Here is a 22,979-nt window from a genome sequence, read left to right on the forward strand (position 1 = left end):
AAGTATAATCCCGCTTATTTTTGTCTTCGCACATTTTGAGGTCTTACAATACTTGGACGAACCTTTAAACTAGACATAGTTGGACGAAGTAAAATTTTCGTTAACGCGCCCCAATCAAACGGTAAAAACGGCCATAAATATGGTGTTTGCAAGCTTCTTATAGATGTTAAAAATAGAATCAACATCGTCATTCCAATGACAAATCCCATTTCATGGAATATGCCTGTTAAAATAATAACAAACAATTTTCCGACCTTATTTCCAAGTCCAAGTTCATAACTCGGCGTTGCAAATGATCCAATCATAGAAACCGCTACATACAAAATAACTTCTGGTACAAATAAACCTACATCAATTGCAATTTGACCGATTAATATGGCAGAAATTAATCCTGCTGCAGACGACAATGATGTCGGTGTATGGATGGCAGCCATTCTTAAAAATTCGAGTCCGACTTCCGCCATCAAAATTTGTAATAAAATTGGTAAGTGCGTCATCTTGTTTGGTCCAATGAAAGCAAGACTATCCGGTAAAAGAGTTGGATTAAAAACAAAAACTAACCAAAATGGCAGTAAGAACAGCGAAAATATAACACCTAAAAAACGTACCCAACGTAAAAATGTACCTACAGCTGGATTTTGTCTAAACTCTTCTGCATGCTGTAAATGGTGGAAATATGTTGTTGGAGTGATCATAACACTTGGTGATGTGTCAACAAGTACTAACACATGTCCTTCTAATAGATGATTTGCTGCTACATCTGGTCTTTCTGTGTATCGAATAAGCGGGAATGGATTATAGCCTTGTTTCACTACAAATTCTTCTACTGTTTTATCCGCCATCGTAATCCCGTCTACATCAATGTTATTTAATTCTTGTTTTATAATCTTTACTAAATCTGGATTTGCAACATCTTGAACGTATGTAATACAAATATCCGTTTGCGATCTATCCCCGACTCGAATCATTTCATTTCGAAGACGTGGATCGCGTATCCTTCTACGAATTAATGCTGTATTTACAACGATATTTTCAACAAAACCATCCCTTGCACCGCGCACTACCTTTTCTGTATCTGGTTCTGTCGGTGTCCTGCCCGGATAACTACGAACATCTATTGCGAACGCTTCCGTTTCGCCTTCCACAAATATAATAATGAGTCCTGATAATACTTGGATCATTACCTCATCCATCGTTTTCACTTTACTTACTTGTTGATGAATTAAACGATTCTCTAAAAGCTTCACTGTATCTTCTTCTACATCCCTTATTTCATTTGTATCCACCGCTTCTTCTAAAATAGGGATAATATAATTCGTATCACAAAGTCCATTTACAAATAACACACCAATTTCTTTATTTAAAATTTGAAATTTACGAATACCAACATCGTATGTAACACCGAGTCCGACCGTTTGCTTTAAATAATTTTCATTATCACTTAAAAAAGATGAAATCGGGATATTCACTTTTTTAGGCTTCGTCATAAAACCCACTCCTTTCCAAAATTAATTGAATCGCTTTTCTAGTAATAGGTGATCCTCTCTCCCATTCATCATTTCCGCACATCTTGCCAATATCACCTACCCCCACTATGACAGGAACATTCAGACCATCTAAACAATAAATCGTATCCCCACTAATCCTGCCAATTTCACCATCTGGGAGTCCAAATTTATCAACGCCATATTCTGTCAAATTCCCATTCCGATCTACACTTACATCTACACGTGCCCATTCCCAATGATGTGTATTAGATGCTACTGCTAAAATACCCAGTACATCGACTTGTTTATGTGTTGCGACATACTTTAACGCCTTTTCACCAGATCCTTCTCCTATAAATCCGCTGTCATCAAACATGACAAATACAGGGTCATATGGCGTTTGCATAATAAGCTCAACAACTTTCTTCCCTGTCAATTTGGTCGGATTACTTTGCGATGCTGAAATACACCTTCCCCCAAATTCCTTTGTTAACAGCTCAATTGTCCGCTTTGCATATTCATCTCCATCTGTTACCAAAACAACCCTTCGTCTCATTTGATTTATCCTTTCGGTTTACATATAAGTGCAACAAAAAATGAAAATAATATCGCTGCTGAAATCCCCGCAGACGTTAAGCTAAACATACCGATTCCAATTCCTAAATATCCATGTTTTTCTGCCGCATGCATTGCCCCGTGCAATAGTGAGTGTCCAAAACTTGTAATAGGGACTGTTGCCCCAGCACCTGCAAATTTTATAAGCTTATCGTATAATCCAAATCCGTCTAAAATAGCTCCGGCGACTACAAAAGTTGCCATTAAATGTGCCGGCGTTAACTTTGCGAAATCTAGCAACACTTGTCCAATTACACAAATAGCTCCTCCTACAAGAAATGCATATATAAAATCCACAATTCACTCTCCTTTAACGCATTCAAACACAACACCATGTGCAATCGTTGGAATCGTTTCCTTCTGCTGCATCATCATGGGGCTTAATAGAGCTCCAGTTGCAACGACAAAAATTCTTTGTAAATTCCCTTTTTGCATTTCACGCAATAAATGGCCGTATGTTACAACAGCTGAACAAGCACAACCACTCCCCCCTGCAAACACTTCTTCTTGATTTGAATTGTAAATCATTAATCCACAATCATTGTATACATTCCCCAAATCATACCCTTCCTCAAGTAAAAGTTGTTTCGCAATTGGTGTCCCAACAGCTGATAAATCTCCAGTAACAATAAGGTCATAATCAGCTGCACTTCTTCTCAAATCTTCAAAATGCTGTTGAATTGTATGAGCAGCAGCTGGTGCCATCGCTGATCCCATATCTAAAGGATTAGCAATTCCTAAATCTTGTACTTTACCAATTGTTGCTGCCGTAATTTTAATTGCACTTTTTTCTTTGCTAATTAATATGGATCCTGCACCTGTAACAGTTGAATTTGCGGTTTCTGGCTTTTGTCCCCCATACTCTGTTGGATAACGAAATTGCCTTTCAGCCGTTGCATTATGACTACTTACCGTAGCTAAGACACGATTCGCAAATCCACCGTCTATAAATGCTGATCCAACCGCTAAAGTTTCCATTGACGTCGCACAAGCGCTGAACATCCCTAAAAAAGGAATACCATACTCACGAGCAACATAATTTGCTGTCACTGTTTGGTTTAATAAATCTCCCGCTAAAAAGAAATCAATTTGCGATTTTTTTATATTCCCTTTTTGCATCGCTTGTTGAATTGAGTCTGACATTAACCTTCGTTCAGCAAGTTCCCAGTTTTCCTCTCCGCAATGTAAGTCAGAATATGAAATATCAAAATCCTTTCCAAGAGGGCCTTCAGCTTCTTTCGGACCGACAGCAGTACCAGTTGCATTCACGAAGATATCATTTTGAAATACCCACGTTTGTTTTCCTGTCAATCTCATACCCACCCCTCCTTTAAGACATTAAAATTTGAAATGTATATCTTATTAACCCGATAATGTATGCACCGACGACTCCAAATACGATGACACTTCCTGCAAGCTTAAACATGTTAGTAGCGATTCCTAGAACAATCCCTTCACTTCTATGTTCTAGTGCGGCACTCGCCATAGAATTCGCAAATCCGGTAACTGGTACTGCTGATCCCGCTCCAGAAAACTGCCCGATTTTATCATATACACCACACCCTGTTAAAATCGCTGATAGTAAAACAAGAGTTGCAACTGTAGGGTTTCCTGCCTCTTTCTCACTAAAGTGAAAGTAATGTATATAAAATTTCATCAATACTTCTCCCGCCGTACAAATGAGTCCACCAACAAGAAATGCCTTCACACAATTTATGAAATAGTTCGGTTTTGGATGGTACTCCTTCACTTTATTTATGTAATCGTCCTTCAATTTTCGCCCTGCCATATATATTGCCTCCTACTTTACGAAATAAATCCAGTGAAACAACGAGCCTATTACTTTCCCAAGTACAAGAGCAACGAGTAAAACAACAATTTTCCCCTCTACCCTTACTCGTTTCGCTAAAATAGGTAAAACGTTTAACACTTCCGTTAACGCCGCAGCGAGCATTCCAATGAATGTGCCACAAAATATCCCTAATATAACAAGCCAATATTGTGACGTGTGAAATGTAATATTTTTCAGACTACACCAAGCCCCTGCTAAAGTACCTGCAATGACCGCCCACTCAAAATACTGAATATGCTTTCCACTTCTCGTTAATTGAGCTAAACGAGGGATTATACCAAGTACAGCTAAAAACGCGACATATCCGCTACCTACTGCGATCCCTCCAGCTAAACCAATTAATACAACAAATGCACACTCAATCATCAGCAATCTGTTTCATATTATCCTTGTTTTCATGAACAATTACATATTGATCAAGCGACTGCTGATATTGAAACATCTCAACTTCTAATGGGCTCGGCTCTTCATTAATTCTCTTTTGAAATACATGATTAAAAAATAAGACCATACCTAATCCAAGACCTAATGAATAAGGAATTTGAAATAAAAGTGGTTGCGCCTTAAATTCTCCAGTAATCATGTAATATAACCGTTGGTGTACTTGTTGCATACTTACATCTTCATGGAAATAAATGATCGCAAGGGCCGCTCCAATGAAAAGTAACAACCATACAAGTCCGAAGAAAACCGGATGCACTTTCTTTTTTTCGTATATAATTTCAACAAGAGTTTGTCCAGAACCAAGTAAATTAATTTGTATGTGAGCCACTTTTTGTTGAATAATCTCAATCACTTTCATAACATCAATTACAACATGTGTTTTATCATGCGCTGTTATTTTGTAGACTATCTCATTTTGTAACGACTCAACTACCAAAGAATCCCCGGCAAGCTGAGCAACGTCGCTCAGCTTTACTTCATACGTAGGAGACACTTTTAAGCGATTGCGCATTTTAATATAAATCGTTTGTTCCAATTTCCATTCACCCCTTCACTCTTCCTCGTAGTTGTAGTATGGTTATTGGAATTTTTTCTAATACAATTTTTTCATAAAAAAACATCTGTACCATTTCGGTACAGATGTTTTTAGCTTATGCCTTTTTCTTAAATAAATTTGCAATACTTAATGCAAGTCCTCCCCAAATGACTACCATACCTATAACCATCATCATAATCGCTGATCCGTTCATCATGAAACACCTCGGTCCCTCCATTCTTTTTCAAGCTGCGCAGAGTCTGAATGTATTTGTGCATTCCATTTCTTCAGACTAATGACTAGTGCAACTATAAGAAACGCTGCCGCTATCGACCAACCATACGTTACAACAAAAAAAATCGAATAGATAGCTACTCATCTATTCGATCTTTCATCTGTTTTAATATTTTCTTTTCAAGTCTTGAAACTTGTACTTGCGAAATGCCTATGCGCTCCGCTACTTCTGATTGAGTTTGGTCTTTATAATAGCGCAAATACACAATTAACCTTTCTCGTTCATCTAATTCTCTAATTGCTTCTTTTAAAGCAATTTTATCAAACCATTTCGTTTCCGATTGATCGGCAATTTGATCTAAAATAGTAATTGGATCTCCATCGTTTTCATACACAGTTTCATGTATCGACGAAGGAGCGCGACTCGCTTCTTGCGCCAGAACAACTTCTTCCGGCGTTAGTTCAAGAGCCTCTGCTACCTCATTAATCGTTGGAGCCCTTCCAAATTCTTTCGAAAGCTCGTCTCTCATCTTTCGGACTTTGTTTCCTGTTTCTTTTAAAGATCTACTTACTTTCACTGATCCATCGTCACGTAAAAATCGTTGTATTTCACCGATAATCATTGGAACTGCATATGTTGAAAATTTCACGTCGAAAGATAAATCAAATTTATCTACCGATTTTAAGAGTCCAATACATCCAATTTGAAATAAATCGTCTGGTTCGTATCCTCGATTAAGAAATCGCTGCACAACCGACCATACGAGACGCATATTACTTTGAACGATTGTATCTCTCGCTTGTTGATCTCCATCTTGACTTTTTTGAATTAACGCTTTTAGCTCGTGGTCCTTTAACTGAGGTTTCTTCTTCTCATTTCTGACCTCTATGTCCATTGGCTATTCTCCTTAATTGCATAGAGCGTTACTATTTGATAAGTATTTTGTCAAATGGATTGTTGTCCCGAAAGATTCGTTTGAAATAACTTCTACTTCATCCATAAAATTTTCCATGATAGTAAATCCCATTCCGGAACGCTCTAATTCAGGTTTAGTTGTAAAAAGGGGTTGTCTTGCCTCATCTAAGTTAAAGATACCAATCCCTTCATCTCGAATCGTGAGTTTCACCATTGCTTCTTCCAAAATCACTGAAATATAAACAACACCTTCTGCATTTCCTTCATACCCATGAATAATTGCATTTGTAACCGCTTCTGACACAACTGTTTTAATCTCTGTTAGTTCTTCCATCGTCGGGTCTAATTGCGCAATAAAAGCAGCTACCGTAACACGAGCGAATGATTCATTCTGACTTAACGCTGAAAATTGAAGGTTCATTTCGTTTCTCATTTATGCCACCCCCAACGTCGCGAGCGCATGCGCTTCACTTTCTTCTAAACGAACAATTTTGAATAGACCTGACATTTCAAATAAACGTTTAACAGGCGGTGAAATTGCACAGACAACCATTTCTCCACCTAATCCCTTTACATGTTTATATCGGCCTAATATAACGCCTAAACCAGAACTATCCATAAATGTTAAGTTCTCTAGGCTCAAAACAATATGATGAACACCATGTGTCTCAATCATATCTGTGACTTTCGTTCGCAACTCTTCAGCAGTATGATGATCTAACTCGCCCTCTAGCCTCACACATAAGACGTCACGTTTTACTTCTAAATGCATGGAAAGACTCACACGATTTCCTCCTTATGCTCAAACTTTACTCATTAACATAAGATTTTCGTGATATAAAATAAGAATCCTTCCTACTGACAAAAGAAGAACCATTTCGTCATAAAGTGAAACCTTTCAGCAATTATTTCAGTAAATACGAACAGAAAAACGTCAAAATTTTTGCCGCTATTTTGATGTTGAAAACATCCCAAAACTTCTTTTAAATAACTCCCACCAGCTCGCTGCCTCAACATCTTCTTTCGCTACAATTGTTTGTTTTAATAAAACATCTTTATCTCTTTTAATAACAAGTGTGCCAAGTGCATCACCTTTTTTAATCGGTGCCTTCACTTTCTTTTCAGCAATCACTTCTTGTTTTACTTTGTCCATATTTTCGCCCTTCTTCATAAGAAGAGACACATTGTCTGATGCAACTAAATCTACTTTTTCTTCCTTACCTTTTCCTACTTGTACAGTCTTAATTTTCTCACCACGTGTATACAATTTCTTTGTCATGTATTGTCCAAATGCATAATCAAGAAGCTTCGTTACTTGATTGTTCCGCTCTTTTGATGTAGGTGCTCCCATTACAACTGAAATAACACGCATACCATTTTTCTCAGCCGATGCCGTTAAACAATATTTCGCTTCTGTCGTAAAGCCTGTTTTCACTCCATCTACTCCAGGATAAAAACGTACTAACTTATTCGTATTAACGAGCCAAAACTTCTTATCCGTATTTTCACGTAAATAGTCTTCATATTTACCTGTGTATTTTCGAATAAGTGGATACTTCATCAACTCTTTCGCCATAATAGCCATATCATTCGCTGTAGAATAATGATCTTTGGCCGGGAGACCTGTCGGATTTTGAAAATGGGTATTTTTCAGTCCTAGATCTTTCGCTTTTTTGTTCATCATATTTACGAAGCCTTCTTCTGAACCAGCGATATGCTCAGCTACTGCAACAGATGCATCATTTCCAGATGCAATTGCAATGCCCTTTAACATTTCATTTACAGTCATCTCTTCCCCAGGTTCTAGAAAAATTTGTGATCCGCCCATTGAAGCTGCGTGTTCACTCGCTCTAACTTTATCGTTTAGTTTTAGTTTTCCTTTTTCAACTTGTTCCATAATTAATAGCATCGTCATAATCTTTGTCATACTAGCAGGTGGTAACTTTTCATTCGGATTTTTATCAAACAAAACTTTACCTGTATCTTGCTCAATTACGATCGCTGACGACGCTTGTTCCGCTAACTTAGGCATTGTTTCTTCTGTTTTCTCCTGCTTCGTCTTCTCAGATTGTGCGAAACTAACAGAAGTACCAGAAAGCAATAACATGAAACAAACAAGTATTCCAAAAACTCGCTTCATGACTAACCCTCCATTCTATATCAAACCTATTTTTCCCAATTTTTCTTTTTTTAATACCAAATTTTTCTATTATTTTCAGTTGACAAATAAAGTGATTGCCGATATTGTATTAAGTGTATTACACGTAGTAGTACACTTAATACTCACCAGGAAGGAGACATTGCTCTTGCATATTCAACTTGATCCAAGAAGCAACACTCCGATATGGGAACAAATTGTTCAAAATATAAAAGAGCTCGTACTAAAAAATATGTTAGCTCCAAGTGATAAGCTTCCTTCTGTACGCGAGCTTGCTTCTTTGCTCGTTATAAATCCAAATACAGTAAGTAAAGCTTATCAAGAATTAGAGCGACAAGGGATTATTGAAACATTACGAGGAAAAGGAACATTTGTAGCCCAATCGATTACCCCAACATTAGACGAAAGGAAAATCGCTATGGTTGAAAAGCAATTTCATCAATTATTACTAGAAGCCTCTTATCTTGGGATTACGAAAGATAAAATTCACGATTGGATAGATTCATACTATAAAGAGATTGGAGGAAATATAGATGCTGAAAGTGACAAACTTGAAGAAAACAATTGATAACCAAACGATTTTAGACGATGTTTCTTTCACATTACAAAAAGGTAGTATCGTCGGATTGCTCGGAAGAAACGGCGCGGGAAAAACAACTTTATTACGAACGATGGTCGGCATTTTAGACCCAGATGCAGGAACTGTTACATATGAAGAAACAGATGTTCATAAGCATCCTGAAATTAAACAAAAAGTTGTATACGTGCCGGATTCTACTAATATACTGAACGGATATACAGTGAAGGAAATCGTGAAGTTTTATAAAGCAGTTTATACAGCATTTGATGAATCATATTTCTATGAACTGTTAGAACGTTTCAACTTACCAAACAAACGTATTCGTAGTTACTCAAAAGGAATGAAAGCATTGCTTGCGATCATTTTAGCTTTCGCTGCAAAAGCAGAATATATCATTTTAGATGAACCGACAAACGGACTTGATCCTATCGTTAAAAGACAGATTCTACAATTTCTCGTTGAAGAAGTAGCAGAAAAAGAAATTACAATTTTCATCTCAACTCACCATTTAGATGAAGTTGAAAAAATTGCCGATACAATCATTATTTTAAAAGGGCATACAGTAGATTCTATTACATCACTAGACGATGCAAAATCACAATTTGCTAAAATACAAGTTGCTTATGAACGATCATTACCTCAAAAACTAGAAAACTTAAGCAATATTAAAATATTAAACCAAACCGGAAAAGTATATACGATTTTAATCGAAGGCAATGTAGCTACAACTCTTGAGAAGTTTTATAAAGAGCAACCAATACTCATTGAAGAATTAACAATGTCACTGGAAGATGTCTTTGTTACAACACTTGAGGAGGATGGGTATGTTTCATAAGGCGCTGTGGATGTGGAATTGGAAGCGCGGGAAATACGCTGCGTTACTATTTTTCTTGAGTTCACTTTATTATTTATCTTTCAGATACTATAGGGAAGCTCAACTACAACTTGCTAAATATTATAATTTAAAAGAAAAAGGAACTTTCGATTATCATTACGCATTTGGGTCAAATAATAGTAGTTTTTGGTTAACTATTCTTATTATTTCTTTAGCGTGTCTATTAATAGGATGGGAGCGTAGCAACCAATCTATTACTTTACTTATGGGAATGCCTTTTAAACGAAAAGATGTTTTCTTATCTAAATGGGCTTTCGGTGCATTCTGTATTGTATGCTCATTTCTTATAAATTGGATTCTTATGTATTTTATTTATAGAACTACAATTCATTTTGAGTATCAATCATTTGGACCATTTCATCGATACTTTCTTTATGCGATTGTTTCATATGTTGCAGTCTATACAGCAGCATTATGTATCGGTACTTTTACTGGAAGTGTCGTTTCACAAGTCGTTTTTTGTATTCCTTTGTTACTAATGGGTCTTACATTTATTTCATTACTATACAATTTTACAATCAATTCTCTAGATATTACATATAAGAAAGACCGACACTTATATGTAAGTCTTTTCAAAATTAATGAAAAAACAAATATCGTTGCACCGATAAATAATTTTTCTATTAGTTACTACTATAATTCGGAAAGAGATCAGGAAACACCCGATTCATCGCTTTTAAAAGGTCCAGAGTTCCAGAGTTATTATTCAGCTAAATCGATGCTAGTTCCTATTTTTTATACAATATTCTATTTACTAATTGGCACATATTTATACAAGCGGTCGCCAATTGAAAATAGTCAAAAGGTATTTATTTCCCAAAAGCATTTACGAATATGGATATGGATAGCGACAATCTATTTTGCATTACTAGGTAGCTATAGATTACCTCTATTTAATTTCTTATTTAATCAATATACCGGTATGTGTTTTGCCGGAATCATCACTTATTTCGTACTAAAGCGCCTTACAAATTATAAAGTCTTTTAAAGGAGAGATCCTATGTTTCAAAAAGCATTATGGCTAAGGACGTATCAACAAAGTAAATATATGGTCTGGTTATTTTGGTTCGTTAGCTTCTACAATTTGTCATACAAATACTATATGGCAGCTATTGAACAACAACACCTTCTAAATACGCCAAAAGAAGGTGATTATGTATATCATTACCATTTCAATTTATCACTTATGGATCCCGTCATGTTTCAAGGTGGTGCACTTATCATTCTGGCCTGTACTTTAATCGGTTGGGAAAGACACAATAATTCCATTGATTTTCTTTGGTCTATGCCTTTTAAACGTTCACACCTTTTTATGACAAAATGGTTTTTTGGTATTTGTAACATTATAGCAGCTGTCAGTATAAACTGGGGACTATTTGCTATTATGAAAAAGATGACTTTTCATAATAAATATCAAGTGTTTTCCCCATTTCATTCTTATTTTATATACATGTTAATTGTATTAATTGCTATTTATACACTTGCCTTATGTATAGGAACAATCACTGGGAATATTATCTCGCAGGGACTTCTCACTGCAGCTATATTCATGTTCCCATTATTACTTCCATCACTTATCTCAGGAGTCATCGCTGTTCACTTAAATATTGACTTTCATGAGAACAGTAGTGATATGAACCATTTCTTAGAAAACATACGTATTTCTGGTCCAGCAGAAGATTTTCGTATTAGATTTGATTATGATCCATATAGTGCCTATACCGATCCAGATGGAGTACGTCATAATGAGCCAAACTTTACATATGTTCCTACAGCAAAATTATTGATTGCACCTATTACACATACCATTATTTTATTATCGCTCGGTATGTATTTATATGTTCGTTCAGTCAATGAGCGGAATGGCAGTTTCTTACTTTATCCGAAGTTACAAAAAATAGTTATGAGCTTTGTTATTTTCTTTATAGGAATCGTTGCTGGTTTAGTCTTAAGGGGAGATAAATTATTACTTAATTTTTACATTGGATTTTTTGGCGCAGGCACAATTAGCTATTTTCTTCTATCCAAGCTATTGAAATGGAAGTTCTCTTGGAACGCTAAATAAACTCATCATTATCACAATTTTGTACTGGAGGGATTACATGTTTCATAAAGCTTTATGGCTCCATCATTACAAGCAAAGTAAGTACATTCTTTTACTCTTTGCCTGTAGTAGTTTTTGGTTTTTACCTATTAGCTACTTTAATGATTTACAGGTTCAGCCAAACGAAGATGGCTATTTCAGCTATAGTTTAAATGGGGATACTCTTATCATTCCCTTCATTCCAATTTTCATATTACTTGCCTGTTCATTAATCAGTTGGAAAAGACAAAATCAAACAGATTATCTGTTATTTGCAATGCCATTCTCGAGAAAAGAGCTTTTTCTTTCTAAGTGGCTGTTCGGGACAATCACAATTCTATTCATAATGAGTCTTAATGGCATCTTAACTTATTTCATCCTAAAGATTAATCTTTTTAGCCAATACCAATCTTTTGGGCCAATGGGTACATTATTATGTTATGTTACCATTACATGGATTGCGATTTTTACAATAGCTATTTTTATCGGAACAATTGCTGGGAATGTTATTTCACATAGTATATTAAGCTTGATTTTCATTATATTACCATATGGAATAGGCGTGTTACTGTTTCATTTTGCTTGGATTCACACAAATGTACCTGCAACTGAGTTTTTCATTAAGAAAACGAATTATACATCATATATAGAGAATATTGAAGTTTTTGCACCTACTAATAATACTTATATATCTTATACATTTAATCCAGAAGTAAAGGAAGTAGACATTAATAATTTAAAAGAATCCGTTAAGGAGCAGCATCAATTCCAGCCCATCTGGAAGCTTATCACTCCGATTCTATATATTCTCATTCTTTTACCATTAGGAGTATTTTTGTATAATCGGACTCCTAATGAAAATAACGGTAAAATATTATTATTCACTAAACTACATCGACTATTTATACCTTGTGTTACAATATGTTTTGCTCTATTAGGAGGCCGGATAACAGGTGGAAAAAACGATCCGCTATTAAGTTATTACGCTGGGTTCATAATAATAGGACTATTTGGCTATGTAATACTTCACTATTTGATAAATAAAAAATTTTTACTTCATACGAAATAACCTCCTTCAAAAGGAGGCTATTTCACATTCTCTCTCCTATCCCCATACACCATCTCTTCCTTCATTCCAAATCCATCACCATTTTTCACAATTTGCTCTGTCGGTGCAACTACACTTTCAGCAATTTTCCATTCCCCACGCTCTTTCAGAAACACTTGCAGAAAATAGTTCATACCATTTAATTGATATGCATTTTCTTTTTTCACATTATAGTGCACCGCAATGTAATACACTTGGATATTTTCTTTTCCTGCTTTTGATACGTATTGCGATAATCTCGGGATGTACATAGATGCTTTTTGAAACGGTAATTGCTTCGCTTTAACGAGCGATGAACTTGTTACGTTACGCAAAGTGTCCTGATTACGAATATTATCGCTATGGTGGAATAATACTGCACTTCGCATAGAACGAACCCATAATTTCGAATATAAGACAGTATTATCGTTTTCAATGTACTTCACTTCTTTTTGCACCACTTGTATAGGGCTATCGGCGTACATGAATGTTTGAAAGCAGAAAAAACTTCCAAATAAAATGGTGATTGCAGCAATATATTTCATAATCTTTCCTCCGATCTGTTTAATTAAAGTATCGGAGTTTCAAAATATTTTTATTCAAAAGAAAAAGGATAGGAAAGCTTTCGCTTCCTATCCTCATTTATTATAATACGCGACCAAATAGTTCTAAAACCATTTCTATCTCTTGGTCGCTCCAACCTTTAAATCTCTCTTTATAATATTCTTTACGCACAGCTTCAAGCTTTTCAGTTACTTCTCGTCCGTGTTCTGTAATTTCTAAGTACACGATACGACGGTCTGAATTTGAACGTTTTCTTTCAACAAACCCTTTTCGCACGAGACGATCTGTTACAGCTGTAATATGACTGGAGGTTACGTTTACTTCACTCGCAATTTGCGAAGCCATCTGTGGACTTTTTAAAAATAACGCACGTAATACAGAGAATTCGTTATATGGCATATGCTCTGAAAAACGTGTATTAATATCATTTTGTAATAAACGTATCATCTTTCGAAATGATGCAGATAAATCTAAAATCAGTGTTTCTCTATTTTCGTTCACTAGCCTCGTCCCTTTTTATCATATTTACACATATTATAATCTATAAATACCTATGTTGTATATGCTTTCTTCCCACAACATTCTCATTTATGTAACTTTTTTCATACGATTTTCTTTTTTGTTCACACATATACATGTAAAAAAGGATGGTGAGCATAAATGCAAGGTGGAATGAATCCGTATTTACATAATATCCGTACGACAAATACTGGTAAAGAAGCTACTATTACTGTACAAGGAGAAGGCATTATAAAGGCAAAACCAAATGTTGTCATATTAACACTAGGCATTCGAACAGATAGTAAAAATGTAAAACAAGCGCAAGAAGAAAATGCAGTGCAATCGAAACAATTGCTTGATGCACTCAAACAGCTAGGTATTGCCGATAAAGATATAGAAACCATTTCTTATACGATTACTCCTCAATACGAATATGTAAATGATAAAGCATTACTACAAGGCTACCGTGTGGAACATTTGTATGAAATTACCGTTTTAAATGTGCAGAAAGCAGGGGAAGTATATGATATAGCCGTTACGAATGGTGCAAACGTAGCAAAAGGATTACGTTTTCGAATATCTCATCCAAATAAATATTATGAGCAAGCTCTCATTCAAGCTCTGCAACAAGCAGTAGACAAAGCTCGTACAATTGCGAGTACCTACAATTTAAATATTAATCCTGTTCCCCTCTCATTCGTTGAAGAATCTGTCCAATTACCACGGGAGATCGCATCATATGCTACTTTGCATGCGCAAGCAGCTCCACCCATTCAATCAGGAGAACTAGAAATCATTTCATCTATCCGGGCAATTTTTACGTATTTATAAATAAACTCATTTATAAGTAACCGTTATCATTTTCGTTGTTGTAAAAACATGATGTTCTGATATAATAAAGGACGGTGAGCTCTTACATAAGAGATATCACGGGTGGGAGAGGGATATGAAAAAGAAGGTTTAACATGAAAGGAATACTTGAAAGAACATTTAAATTAGACTTACACCAAACGTCACCAAAACAAGAAGTTTTAGCTGGAGTCACGTCATTTTTCACAATTGTTTATATTATGATTGTAAATGCGTCAATCTTATCAGATGCCGGCATTCCTCTTGAGGCAGGAATTTTGGCAACTGTTTTTAGTTCATTTGTCGGATGTCTACTCATGGCATTTTTGGCAAATGCACCTGCTATTCTTGTCCCTGGTATGGGTGTAAATGCATTCTTCACGTACACTGCTGTGCATACGCTCGGTTTAACTTGGCAAGAAGCATTGGCAGCTGTTTTTATCGCCGGTATTATTTTTGCAATTGCTGCTTTTACACCGATTGCTCGCGTGCTTTCGTTATCGATTCCAAAGTCATTAAAGGAAGCGATCACTGTCGGTATCGGGTTGTTTTTAGCTTTCATCGGCTTGCAAAAAGGTGGTTTAGTCGTTTCGCATCCTAATACTGCTGTTGCAATGGGGAAATTAAGTAGTCCTGTCGTTCTTGCCACACTACTTACTCTTATTGTCGCACTTGTGCTATTCGTGCGTAACGTACGTGGAAGCTTTTTATGGACGATTGCAATTGGCACTGGTATTGCATGGCTGTTTGGTCTTGTTGATACGAGTCAAATGGGAAATAGTTCGTTTTCATTCGCTAATTACGGCGATGTGTTTGGAGCTATGTCATTTGGGAAACTTTCTTCCTTACCATTTTGGATTGCAACATTCTCCTTAAGCATGGTGCTTATTTTTGAGAACATGGGACTACTGCACGGTTTATTAGAAGATGACCGTAAATTCCCACGTGCTTACCAAGCAAATGCAATTTCAGCAATGACATGTGGTCTATTTGGCACAAGCCCTACCGTTTCAACAGTAGAGAGTGCCGCAGGTATTACTGCAGGCGGAAAGACAGGTCTGACGTCTATCGTTACAGGGTTGTTATTCTTCGCATCACTGTTCGCACTTCCGTTTGTCAAACTAATTCCTGATAGTGCCATTGCACCAATCTTAATTATTATTGGCGGCCTGATGATTACAAGCATTCAACAAATTCCTCTGAACGACTTTTCAGAAGGGTTTCCAGCGTTTTTAATTATCGTTATGATTCCGCTCACATATAGTATCGCTGATGGCATTGCGTTCGGATTTATCGCTTATCCTATTTTAAAAGTTGCTATTGGAAAGCGTAAAGAGGTTGCACCATCCATGTATATCATTACATGCTTATTCTTAGCCATGTTCGTATTACACGCTATTGGCTAGTAAAAAACACCGAGGAAAAGCCCTCGGTGTTTTTTTACTTAAACCATCCTTTTTTATAAAACCAAGCCATCATTCCCCCGCCAATTAACGCCATTAAAAATAAACAGATAAAATAACTATATTTCCCGCCAAGCTCTGGCATATGTGAAAAGTTCATTCCATATACCCCTGCGATAAATGTTAATGGCATGAAAATCGTCGAGAATACAGTTAATGTTTTCATAATGTTGTTCATATGGTGCGAATTCAATGAAAAGTAACTGTCTCGAATATCTGCTGTTAATTCACGACTCGCTTCAATCATCTCTGTCAGTTTAAGCAAATGATCATGTATATCTTTAAAATAAATTTCATGGTCGCTTATACCGTAAAAACGAGTTGAATTTAAAATGCGATACAATAAATCACGCATCGGAATAATCGTACGCCTTAGCTTAGATAAATCTGCACGAATATCAAATACCTCTTCTAGCACGCTTCCTGCCGTCTCGCCCGTTAAATTATCATCAATTGCATTTAAATGGTCTTCAATGTAATAAACAGGTGCGAAATAATCATCTACAATTTGGTCAATAATGGTATGCGCTACATTTAAAGGACTCTTCTTAATACGTTTCTTCTCACCGAGCGTTTTCCATACCCTTTCAATCGCATTGTTATGAGAAAAATGGAAAGAGACTATAAATCGATCACTAACAAATAAATCGATTTCATGCGGTTCTAATCCGTCTTCGCCGAATGCATGGAGAACTAAAAAATTATAACCATCATAAAAATCTACCTTTGGTCTCTGTACATATTCTACACAATCTTCAATTGCAAGGGGATGGAACTTAAAATGATCTTGCAAAATATATGTATACTCTTCTTTCGTCGGCTTATATAAATCAAGCCAATACCATACGATATTTTCTTTTTGCGTTTCTTCTAGCGAAACATCATATAAAACTTCGTTTTTTTTCGTTACTGCACAAATTCTAATCATAATTTCACCCATTATTATTATAAACAAAAAATAGTCAAAAAAGCCAAGGAGAAATCTCCTCAGCTTTTTTTTTATTACTTTGTTACAATACCGTGTACTAAAGTTGGTGCATCTACATGGTCTTTAGCGATTTTCATGTTCTCATAAATTTTCGCTTTTACGTCTTCAACATTTTCGCGGTTTGCGTAAATTGTAACAAGAGAGTCACCTTTTTTCACGCTATCGCCTACTTTTTTGCGAAGCATTAGACCAACTGCTAAATCGATTTCAGACTCTTTCGTCGCACGACCTGCCCCTAAAAGCATTGCTGCTGTTCCGATTTCATCTGCAACGATTTCCGATACATAACCGTCTTCTTTTGCTTCCACTTCAATTTTAAATTGTGCTTGTGGTAATTTAGAAGGATCATCAACAACAGATGCATCGCCGCCTTGCGCTGATAAGAACATTTTAAATGATTCTAGCGCTTTACCGTTGTTCGTTACTTCAATTAACTTTTCACGAGCATCTTCTAAAGATGAAGCTTGTCCAGCAAGGTATACCATTTGACTTCCAAGCGTTAAACATAACTCTTCTAAATCTTTTGGTCCTTTACCTTGTAATGTATCAATTGCTTCTTGTACTTCTAATGCGTTACCAATAGCCTCACCAAGCGGCTGGCTCATATCAGAAATAACTGCCATCGTATTACGACCAACGTTATTACCGATTCGTACCATTGCTTCTGCTAAACGTTTTGCATCTTCATCCGTTTTCATAAATGCTCCTGCTCCAGTTTTTACATCAAGAACAATTGCATCTGCACCAGCAGCAATTTTTTTACTCATAATCGAGCTTGCAATAAGCGGAATTGAGTTTACTGTTGCCGTTACATCACGAAGTGCATACAATTTTTTATCAGCAGGTGTTAAGTTTCCACTTTGACCGATAACAGCAATTTTATTTTCATTTACAAGACGCATGAATTCATCATTTTCAATTTCCACATGGAATCCTGGTACTGCTTCTAATTTATCAATTGTACCACCCGTATGTCCTAGACCTCGTCCAGACATTTTCGCAACTGGTACACCTAAAGCAGCTACTAATGGACCTAATACAAGTGTCGTTGTATCACCAACTCCACCTGTTGAATGCTTATCTACTTTTACTCCTTCAATGGCTGATAAATCAATTGTATCACCACTATTTACCATTGCCATCGTTAAATCTGCACGTTCTTGATCATTCATATCTTGGAAGAAAATTGCCATTGCAAGTGAACTTACTTGATAATCAGGAATATCACCATTTGTGTATCCTTCAACGATAAAGTTAATTTCTTCTGTCGTTAATGCATGTCCATCACGTTTTTTTGCAATTAGGTCCACCATTCTCATTGTGAAGTCACCCCTTCATTTGTTTTACGATTGCTTTTACTAGTGCTAAGAAGTTAGCTTTAACACGTTCTGTCGTTTCAATTACTTCATCGTGGTGAAGTGGCTGATCTAAAATACCAGCTGCCATATTTGAAATACAAGAAATACCTAGTACTTTCATACCTGCGTGACGCGCTACAATTACTTCCGGTACTGTTGACATACCAACTGCATCTCCGCCAAGTGTACGAAGCATACGAATTTCAGCAGGTGTTTCATATACAGGACCTGTCATTCCAACGTATACACCTTCTTGTACTTTAATGTTTAAGTCTGCTGCAACTTGTTTCGCCATTTCGCGAAGTTCTGGCGTATATGATGTAGACATATCAGGGAAACGTACGCCCATTTCAGAATCATTCGGTCCGATTAATGGGTTCGTACCCATGAAGTTGATGTGGTCTGAAATTAACATAAGATCGCCTGGTTCAAATGATGTATTTACACCACCAGCTGCGTTCGTTACAACAACTGTTTCTACACCTAGTTCTTTCATAACACGAACTGGGAATGTTACTTTTTGCATGTCATATCCTTCGTAGAAATGGAAACGTCCTTGCATTGCTACTACAGGTACACCTTGAAGTGTACCAAATACTAGTTGACCTGCATGTCCTTCTACAGTTGATACTGGGAATTCAGGAATTTCGCTGTAAGGCACTGTTACCGCATTTTCGATTTCATCTGCTAATACACCTAGTCCAGATCCAAGGATTAGTCCTACTTGTGGTGTTTCTTGAAATTTCTCTTTTAAGTATGAAGCTGATTTTGTAATAAGTTCACGATTCATTTGTTTATCCCCCTATTTCTTTAGCTCGTTTAAGAAGCTTGTTCCGTATTCTGGCATTTTCACACCGAAGTTTTCTGCTACAGTTGCACCAATATCAGCAAATGTTTGACGAAGTGCTAATTCTTGTCCGCCTTCTTTCATGCCTGGGCTATATGCTAATAACGGTACATATTCACGTGTATGATCAGTACCAGGATGTACTGGATCATTACCATGGTCTGCTGTAATTAATAATAAATCATCTTCTTTAAGTTTTTCGAATACTTCTGGAAGACGTGCATCATATTCTTGCAGAGCTTCTCCATATCCTTGTGGATCACGACGGTGACCGAATAATGCATCAAAGTCAACTAAGTTTAAGAAGCTAAGACCTGTAAAGTCCATGTTTAATGTATCTACAAGCTTATCCATTCCATCCATGTTAGACTTCGTACGAAGTGATTCCGTTACCCCTTCGCCATCATAAATATCAGAAATTTTACCGATAGCAATAACATCGTAGTCACTATCTTTTAATTCATTCATTACTGTGCGACCGAATGGTTTTAACGCATAGTCATGACGATTTGGTGTACGTGTGAATTTTCCTGGTTCTCCAACGAACGGACGAGCGATAACACGTCCTACCATGTACTTCTCATCTAACGTTAGTTCACGGGCAATTTTACAAATTTTATATAACTCATCAAGTGGCACTACTTCTTCGTGTGCTGCTATTTGTAATACACTATCAGCAGAAGTGTAAACGATTAAAGAGCCTGTTTCCATTTGCTCTTGACCAAGCTCATCAAGAATCTCAGTTCCAGAGGCTGGTTTATTACCGATAATTTTACGACCTGTCTTTTCTTCTAATTCATCAAGTAATTCTTTCGGGAATCCTTCAGGGAACACTTGGAATGGTGTATCAATGTAAAGGCCCATGATTTCCCAGTGACCTGTCATTGTATCTTTACCTGTAGATTTCTCTTGCATTTTTGTATAATATCCAAGCGGTTTCTCTACTTTAGAGATTCCTTTCATTTCACGAATATTACCAAGGCCTAATTTCACCATATTTGGCATGTGTAATCCATTCATATGTTCAGCGATATGACCAATTGTATCAGAACCTAAATCACCAAACTGCTCAGCATCTGGTGCTTCACCGATCCCCACAGAGTCCATTACGACTAGGAAAATACGTTTATATTTATTCATAACTGCAACCTCCTATATGTTCAGTTCTACTTCTTGTAGTATGTTCAAAACGCTATAAAGTGAAACTGTTATCAATGGGAATTATCTTTCGTCCTCATTATTAAACAGTACTGCTTTAAATCATTCTCTAACTTTTTCGTTTTACTTTCAAACGAATCAAAAAAATTTCTAGTTTTTTCTAAGTCAGATGTCAGACATCTGATATTGATATCATAACATGTTTACGCTTTCTTTTTAATACCTTTTCGTAGAATTTCTCATTTTCTTTACCCTTCTATTGTAATCCATTCTGCAAAGAAGTGCTAATCATTTCATAACATATTTCCTAATATAAAAATAAAAAGCAGCTCTAAAGAGCTGCTTTTTATTTTACTTCTACTGTTTCTTCTTTATGTTCATGCAGTTCGCCTTTTCTTACATGCACTTTCACTTTGTAAGCACCGTTCTCTTTGAAAGTATGTTTACTTTCATACTCTCCTTTATTCCCTTCTTTCGCCGGAATAAATTCGTGTTTTTCAACACCATCTTTCCAAATCTCAAGTTGCACTTCAGCACCAGTTAACGCTTCTTCTTTTTGCTTTAAATGGACTTTCATTGTTGATTCAGCATTTGCTTTTATGTCACCGGCCATAAGATGAATCATTGTGTCACTTTTATGATCACCGTGTCCTGCACTATGATCACCACTTTCTTTTTTCGCATCTTCTACTTTCGCATTCCCTACAGCAAATTTGTGTTCTTCCATAACGTGCATATCACGTGCATTTGTATGAGGAATAATATGATATACTCCATCAGTTTCAAATGTTTTCTCTACTGCATAAACACCTTTGCCTTTATGCTTACCATCTAACATCTCGTGTTTCTCATCGCCATCTTTCCAAATCTCAAACTTTACGTCATCAGCATCCGTTACTCTTTCTTTTCCTTGTGTAACAAGTGCTTGTACTTCTGTTTTTTCACCAGGTTTAATTTCTTTCGGATTCGTTTGAACTGCTACTTTTATAGCTTCAAGTTTCTTTTCTTTTTTCGGTTCTTCTTTGTTTGTATTACAACCAGCCAATGCTAGCATCGCGATAAATAACGTCACAATAAGTTTTTTCATCATCATTTCCTCCTTCGTACTTTATTTAGTATAGAGGAAATACATTGTAATATTCCAGTCTTCTGCTGAAAACAATATACGAAATGTTTGTGAAGTTTCTGTGAAACGGTTTACTCTTCTTAATCTATGAAAAAAGAGCATAGTAACTATGCTCTCGGATGAAACTGTTTATATACATCTTTTAATCTAGCTTTTGAAACGTGCGTATAAATTTGCGTCGTTGAAATATCTGCATGTCCAAGCATTTCTTGTACAGCACGTAAATCTGCCCCATTTTCTAATAAATGAGTAGCAAACGAGTGACGCAACGTATGAGGTGTAAGTTCTTTTTCAATATTCGCTTCTTTCGCTAATCGTTTTAAAATTTTCCAAAACCCTTGTCTTGATAATCGATTGCCGTGATGGTTTAAAAATAGTGCATCTACTACTTTTTTACCCATCAATTCTCTTCTTCCTTTTTCAATGTACTTTTGAATCGCTTCTGTCGCTAAACTTCCTAATGGAATAATTCTTTCTTTATTCCCTTTCCCAATACAGCGAACAAACCCCATCGTTAAGTGTACATCTTCTAAATTTAATGCAATTAATTCTGAAACACGAAGTCCTGTCGCATACAACAACTCTAACATTGCCTTATCACGAATCCCAAAAGCACTTGCCGTTTTCGGTGTTTGAAGCAATGCTTCCACTTCGTCGATTGATAATACTTTTGGCAATTTCCGTTCCCCTTGCGGCGTTTCAATATGTACCGATGGGTCATGCTCCACTGCTCGTTCACGAAGTAAAAATTGATGAAACGAACGAATCGATGCAATATGACGCGCCAATGTTTTTGAAGATTTCCCGTTTTCTTTTAAATGCTGCAAAAAGTTAACAATATGCAAGCGTGTCACTTCATGAAACGTCTTCGTTTGTTCTACATTTTGCAAATACTTCACATAGCTTTTCAAATCGCGTTCATAAGATACAACTGTATTTTTCGCCAAACCTTTTTCAACAATCATATAATGAATAAAATCTTTTAATTGATCTTCCAATCTACACTACTCCCCATTTTCATAGAAAAACATCATTCTATTTACGAAAGCATCCTTTTCCAGCTCCTCATTCCCTGATACTTTTTCTACAGTCTCTTCTTTTGGCTTTTCATAACGATGGTAACTTTCATATTCTTCATTTATCCATAGTATAGCGAAATAAAACAAAATCGTACAACTTGTAAATAATAAAAATACTTTCATCCCATCAAAAGTTAATTTTAAAGCTCGGCGCATTGTA

At 36.2% G+C, this 22,979-nt stretch carries 28 protein-coding genes; 7 read left to right on the plus strand and 21 right to left on the minus strand.

Annotated elements, in window-relative coordinates; all coding sequences use genetic code 11:
- Positions 1-14 precede the first annotated feature (14 nt).
- From spoVAF to dacF, 12 genes are all read right to left on the minus strand, one after another.
- Positions 15-1,487, minus strand: coding sequence for a spore germination protein SpoVAF (spoVAF, locus tag KPL75_RS06905; RefSeq protein ID WP_219919952.1), 1,473 nt, complete (start codon positions 1,485-1,487; stop codon positions 15-17).
- Entirely contained in the window at positions 1,474-2,043 is a 570-nt protein-coding gene (locus KPL75_RS06910) for a stage V sporulation protein SpoVABEA (protein WP_002088445.1), read from the minus strand. Before KPL75_RS06910 ends, spoVAF begins: the two co-directional genes overlap by 14 nt.
- Before the next feature lie 5 nt (positions 2,044-2,048).
- Complete coding sequence (gene spoVAE, locus KPL75_RS06915) at positions 2,049-2,399, minus strand: stage V sporulation protein AE (RefSeq protein WP_002014916.1); 351 nt, start codon at positions 2,397-2,399, stop codon at positions 2,049-2,051.
- Positions 2,400-2,402: 3 nt separating this feature from the next.
- Positions 2,403-3,419 (minus strand): stage V sporulation protein AD, encoded by a 1,017-nt coding sequence (gene spoVAD / locus KPL75_RS06920; RefSeq protein WP_219919954.1) that lies wholly within the window; start codon positions 3,417-3,419, stop codon positions 2,403-2,405.
- Between the two features lie 13 nt (positions 3,420-3,432).
- Complete coding sequence (gene spoVAC / locus KPL75_RS06925; protein ID WP_002067042.1) at positions 3,433-3,891, minus strand: stage V sporulation protein AC; 459 nt, start codon at positions 3,889-3,891, stop codon at positions 3,433-3,435.
- A gap of 12 nt (positions 3,892-3,903) precedes the next feature.
- Complete coding sequence (spoVAB, locus tag KPL75_RS06930) at positions 3,904-4,320, minus strand: stage V sporulation protein SpoVAB (protein ID WP_219921077.1); 417 nt, start codon at positions 4,318-4,320, stop codon at positions 3,904-3,906.
- Positions 4,313-4,909 carry a stage V sporulation protein AA gene (locus tag KPL75_RS06935; RefSeq protein WP_258237037.1) on the minus strand — a complete coding sequence of 199 codons (597 nt, stop codon included), beginning with the start codon at positions 4,907-4,909 and terminating at the stop codon, positions 4,313-4,315. The genes spoVAB and KPL75_RS06935 overlap by 8 nt, the downstream gene beginning before the upstream one ends.
- Positions 4,910-5,048: 139 nt before the next feature.
- Complete coding sequence (locus KPL75_RS06940) at positions 5,049-5,150, minus strand: methionine/alanine import family NSS transporter small subunit (protein WP_258237018.1); 102 nt, start codon at positions 5,148-5,150, stop codon at positions 5,049-5,051.
- A 154-nt stretch (positions 5,151-5,304) separates the two neighbouring features.
- On the minus strand, positions 5,305-6,063 hold the full coding sequence (gene sigF / locus KPL75_RS06945; RefSeq protein WP_002111619.1) for an RNA polymerase sporulation sigma factor SigF: 759 nt from the start codon (positions 6,061-6,063) through the stop codon (positions 5,305-5,307).
- Between the two features lie 12 nt (positions 6,064-6,075).
- Positions 6,076-6,516, minus strand: coding sequence for an anti-sigma F factor (spoIIAB, locus tag KPL75_RS06950; protein WP_001243400.1), 441 nt, complete (start codon positions 6,514-6,516; stop codon positions 6,076-6,078).
- Entirely contained in the window at positions 6,517-6,867 is a 351-nt protein-coding gene (gene spoIIAA / locus KPL75_RS06955) for an anti-sigma F factor antagonist (RefSeq protein WP_002088460.1), read from the minus strand.
- A 165-nt stretch (positions 6,868-7,032) separates the two neighbouring features.
- Positions 7,033-8,223: a serine-type D-Ala-D-Ala carboxypeptidase DacF gene (dacF, locus tag KPL75_RS06960; protein WP_219919958.1), complete on the minus strand. Its 1,191-nt coding sequence runs from the start codon at positions 8,221-8,223 to the stop codon at positions 7,033-7,035.
- Positions 8,224-8,389: 166 nt separating this feature from the next.
- On the opposite strand from dacF, the gene KPL75_RS06965 reads away from it, so the two are divergent.
- Genes KPL75_RS06965 through KPL75_RS06985 form a run of 5 tightly spaced genes read left to right on the plus strand, consistent with a single transcriptional unit; the run spans position 8,390 to position 12,868 of the window.
- Positions 8,390-8,809, plus strand: coding sequence for a GntR family transcriptional regulator (locus KPL75_RS06965; protein ID WP_219919960.1), 420 nt, complete (start codon positions 8,390-8,392; stop codon positions 8,807-8,809).
- A complete protein-coding gene (locus tag KPL75_RS06970; protein ID WP_219919962.1) occupies positions 8,775-9,656 on the plus strand; it encodes an ABC transporter ATP-binding protein in 882 nt (293 codons plus the stop codon). The genes KPL75_RS06965 and KPL75_RS06970 overlap by 35 nt, the downstream gene beginning before the upstream one ends.
- Positions 9,646-10,704 (plus strand): ABC transporter permease subunit, encoded by a 1,059-nt coding sequence (locus tag KPL75_RS06975; RefSeq protein WP_002145905.1) that lies wholly within the window; start codon positions 9,646-9,648, stop codon positions 10,702-10,704. The genes KPL75_RS06970 and KPL75_RS06975 overlap by 11 nt, the downstream gene beginning before the upstream one ends.
- Before the next feature lie 12 nt (positions 10,705-10,716).
- Positions 10,717-11,781 (plus strand): ABC transporter permease subunit, encoded by a 1,065-nt coding sequence (locus KPL75_RS06980; protein ID WP_219919964.1) that lies wholly within the window; start codon positions 10,717-10,719, stop codon positions 11,779-11,781.
- 37 nt (positions 11,782-11,818) lie between these two features.
- Entirely contained in the window at positions 11,819-12,868 is a 1,050-nt protein-coding gene (locus tag KPL75_RS06985; protein WP_219919966.1) for an ABC transporter permease, read from the plus strand.
- Positions 12,869-12,885: 17 nt separating this feature from the next.
- Here KPL75_RS06985 and KPL75_RS06990 read toward each other — a convergent pair whose 3' ends face one another.
- Both KPL75_RS06990 and KPL75_RS06995 read right to left on the minus strand, forming a co-directional pair.
- Positions 12,886-13,431 (minus strand): hypothetical protein, encoded by a 546-nt coding sequence (locus tag KPL75_RS06990; RefSeq protein WP_219919971.1) that lies wholly within the window; start codon positions 13,429-13,431, stop codon positions 12,886-12,888.
- 100 nt (positions 13,432-13,531) lie between these two features.
- Positions 13,532-13,951, minus strand: coding sequence for a MarR family winged helix-turn-helix transcriptional regulator (locus KPL75_RS06995; RefSeq protein ID WP_070144749.1), 420 nt, complete (start codon positions 13,949-13,951; stop codon positions 13,532-13,534).
- A gap of 159 nt (positions 13,952-14,110) precedes the next feature.
- Here KPL75_RS06995 and KPL75_RS07000 point away from each other — a divergent pair, with 159 nt between their 5' ends.
- Together KPL75_RS07000 and KPL75_RS07005 are read left to right on the plus strand one after the other, a co-directional pair.
- Complete coding sequence (locus KPL75_RS07000; protein WP_219919973.1) at positions 14,111-14,782, plus strand: SIMPL domain-containing protein; 672 nt, start codon at positions 14,111-14,113, stop codon at positions 14,780-14,782.
- 134 nt (positions 14,783-14,916) lie between these two features.
- Entirely contained in the window at positions 14,917-16,206 is a 1,290-nt protein-coding gene (locus tag KPL75_RS07005) for an NCS2 family permease (RefSeq protein WP_219919976.1), read from the plus strand.
- A 34-nt stretch (positions 16,207-16,240) separates the two neighbouring features.
- On the opposite strand, the gene corA is transcribed toward KPL75_RS07005, so the two are convergent.
- The 7 genes from corA to KPL75_RS07040 form a co-directional block, all read right to left on the minus strand.
- Positions 16,241-17,203 carry a magnesium/cobalt transporter CorA gene (gene corA, locus KPL75_RS07010; protein ID WP_002145900.1) on the minus strand — a complete coding sequence of 321 codons (963 nt, stop codon included), beginning with the start codon at positions 17,201-17,203 and terminating at the stop codon, positions 16,241-16,243.
- A 62-nt stretch (positions 17,204-17,265) separates the two neighbouring features.
- Entirely contained in the window at positions 17,266-18,570 is a 1,305-nt protein-coding gene (locus tag KPL75_RS07015) for a pyrimidine-nucleoside phosphorylase (protein WP_219919978.1), read from the minus strand.
- Between the two features lie 7 nt (positions 18,571-18,577).
- The gene (locus tag KPL75_RS07020; RefSeq protein ID WP_001078440.1) at positions 18,578-19,399 is read right to left on the minus strand and encodes a purine-nucleoside phosphorylase; all 822 of its coding nucleotides are present in this window, start codon (positions 19,397-19,399) and stop codon (positions 18,578-18,580) included.
- A 12-nt stretch (positions 19,400-19,411) separates the two neighbouring features.
- The gene (gene deoB, locus KPL75_RS07025) at positions 19,412-20,596 is read right to left on the minus strand and encodes a phosphopentomutase (RefSeq protein ID WP_219919980.1); all 1,185 of its coding nucleotides are present in this window, start codon (positions 20,594-20,596) and stop codon (positions 19,412-19,414) included.
- A gap of 364 nt (positions 20,597-20,960) precedes the next feature.
- Complete coding sequence (locus tag KPL75_RS07030; protein WP_219919982.1) at positions 20,961-21,704, minus strand: FixH family protein; 744 nt, start codon at positions 21,702-21,704, stop codon at positions 20,961-20,963.
- A gap of 143 nt (positions 21,705-21,847) precedes the next feature.
- A complete protein-coding gene (gene xerD / locus KPL75_RS07035) occupies positions 21,848-22,738 on the minus strand; it encodes a site-specific tyrosine recombinase XerD (protein ID WP_219919984.1) in 891 nt (296 codons plus the stop codon).
- A gap of 6 nt (positions 22,739-22,744) precedes the next feature.
- On the minus strand, positions 22,745-22,975 hold the full coding sequence (locus KPL75_RS07040) for a YqzK family protein (RefSeq protein ID WP_219919986.1): 231 nt from the start codon (positions 22,973-22,975) through the stop codon (positions 22,745-22,747).
- Between the last annotated feature and the right edge of the window lie 4 nt (positions 22,976-22,979).

The organism is Bacillus sp. NP247 (assembly GCF_018966865.1).
GTDB lineage: Bacteria > Bacillota > Bacilli > Bacillales > Bacillaceae_G > Bacillus_A.

Coding starts and splice junctions, on each gene's coding strand:
- spoVAF (WP_219919952.1), bottom strand. CDS start 1,487: ATGACGAAGCCTAAAAAAGTGAATATCCCGATTTCATCTTTTTTAAGT.
- KPL75_RS06910 (WP_002088445.1), bottom strand. CDS start 2,043: ATGAGACGAAGGGTTGTTTTGGTAACAGATGGAGATGAATATGCAAAG.
- spoVAD (WP_219919954.1), bottom strand. CDS start 3,419: ATGAGATTGACAGGAAAACAAACGTGGGTATTTCAAAATGATATCTTC.
- spoVAC (WP_002067042.1), bottom strand. CDS start 3,891: ATGGCAGGGCGAAAATTGAAGGACGATTACATAAATAAAGTGAAGGAG.
- spoVAB (WP_219921077.1), bottom strand. CDS start 4,320: ATGATTGAGTGTGCATTTGTTGTATTAATTGGTTTAGCTGGAGGGATC.
- KPL75_RS06935 (WP_258237037.1), bottom strand. CDS start 4,909: ATGCGCAATCGCTTAAAAGTGTCTCCTACGTATGAAGTAAAGCTGAGC.
- KPL75_RS06940 (WP_258237018.1), bottom strand. CDS start 5,150: ATGATGAACGGATCAGCGATTATGATGATGGTTATAGGTATGGTAGTC.
- sigF (WP_002111619.1), bottom strand. CDS start 6,063: ATGGACATAGAGGTCAGAAATGAGAAGAAGAAACCTCAGTTAAAGGAC.
- spoIIAB (WP_001243400.1), bottom strand. CDS start 6,516: ATGAGAAACGAAATGAACCTTCAATTTTCAGCGTTAAGTCAGAATGAA.
- dacF (WP_219919958.1), bottom strand. CDS start 8,223: ATGAAGCGAGTTTTTGGAATACTTGTTTGTTTCATGTTATTGCTTTCT.
- KPL75_RS06970 (WP_219919962.1), top strand. CDS start 8,775: ATGCTGAAAGTGACAAACTTGAAGAAAACAATTGATAACCAAACGATT.
- KPL75_RS06975 (WP_002145905.1), top strand. CDS start 9,646: ATGTTTCATAAGGCGCTGTGGATGTGGAATTGGAAGCGCGGGAAATAC.
- KPL75_RS06980 (WP_219919964.1), top strand. CDS start 10,717: ATGTTTCAAAAAGCATTATGGCTAAGGACGTATCAACAAAGTAAATAT.
- KPL75_RS06985 (WP_219919966.1), top strand. CDS start 11,819: ATGTTTCATAAAGCTTTATGGCTCCATCATTACAAGCAAAGTAAGTAC.
- KPL75_RS06990 (WP_219919971.1), bottom strand. CDS start 13,431: ATGAAATATATTGCTGCAATCACCATTTTATTTGGAAGTTTTTTCTGC.
- KPL75_RS07000 (WP_219919973.1), top strand. CDS start 14,111: ATGCAAGGTGGAATGAATCCGTATTTACATAATATCCGTACGACAAAT.
- KPL75_RS07005 (WP_219919976.1), top strand. CDS start 14,917: ATGAAAGGAATACTTGAAAGAACATTTAAATTAGACTTACACCAAACG.
- corA (WP_002145900.1), bottom strand. CDS start 17,203: ATGGGTGAAATTATGATTAGAATTTGTGCAGTAACGAAAAAAAACGAA.
- KPL75_RS07015 (WP_219919978.1), bottom strand. CDS start 18,570: ATGAGAATGGTGGACCTAATTGCAAAAAAACGTGATGGACATGCATTA.
- KPL75_RS07020 (WP_001078440.1), bottom strand. CDS start 19,399: ATGAATCGTGAACTTATTACAAAATCAGCTTCATACTTAAAAGAGAAA.
- deoB (WP_219919980.1), bottom strand. CDS start 20,596: ATGAATAAATATAAACGTATTTTCCTAGTCGTAATGGACTCTGTGGGG.
- KPL75_RS07030 (WP_219919982.1), bottom strand. CDS start 21,704: ATGATGAAAAAACTTATTGTGACGTTATTTATCGCGATGCTAGCATTG.
- KPL75_RS07040 (WP_219919986.1), bottom strand. CDS start 22,975: ATGCGCCGAGCTTTAAAATTAACTTTTGATGGGATGAAAGTATTTTTA.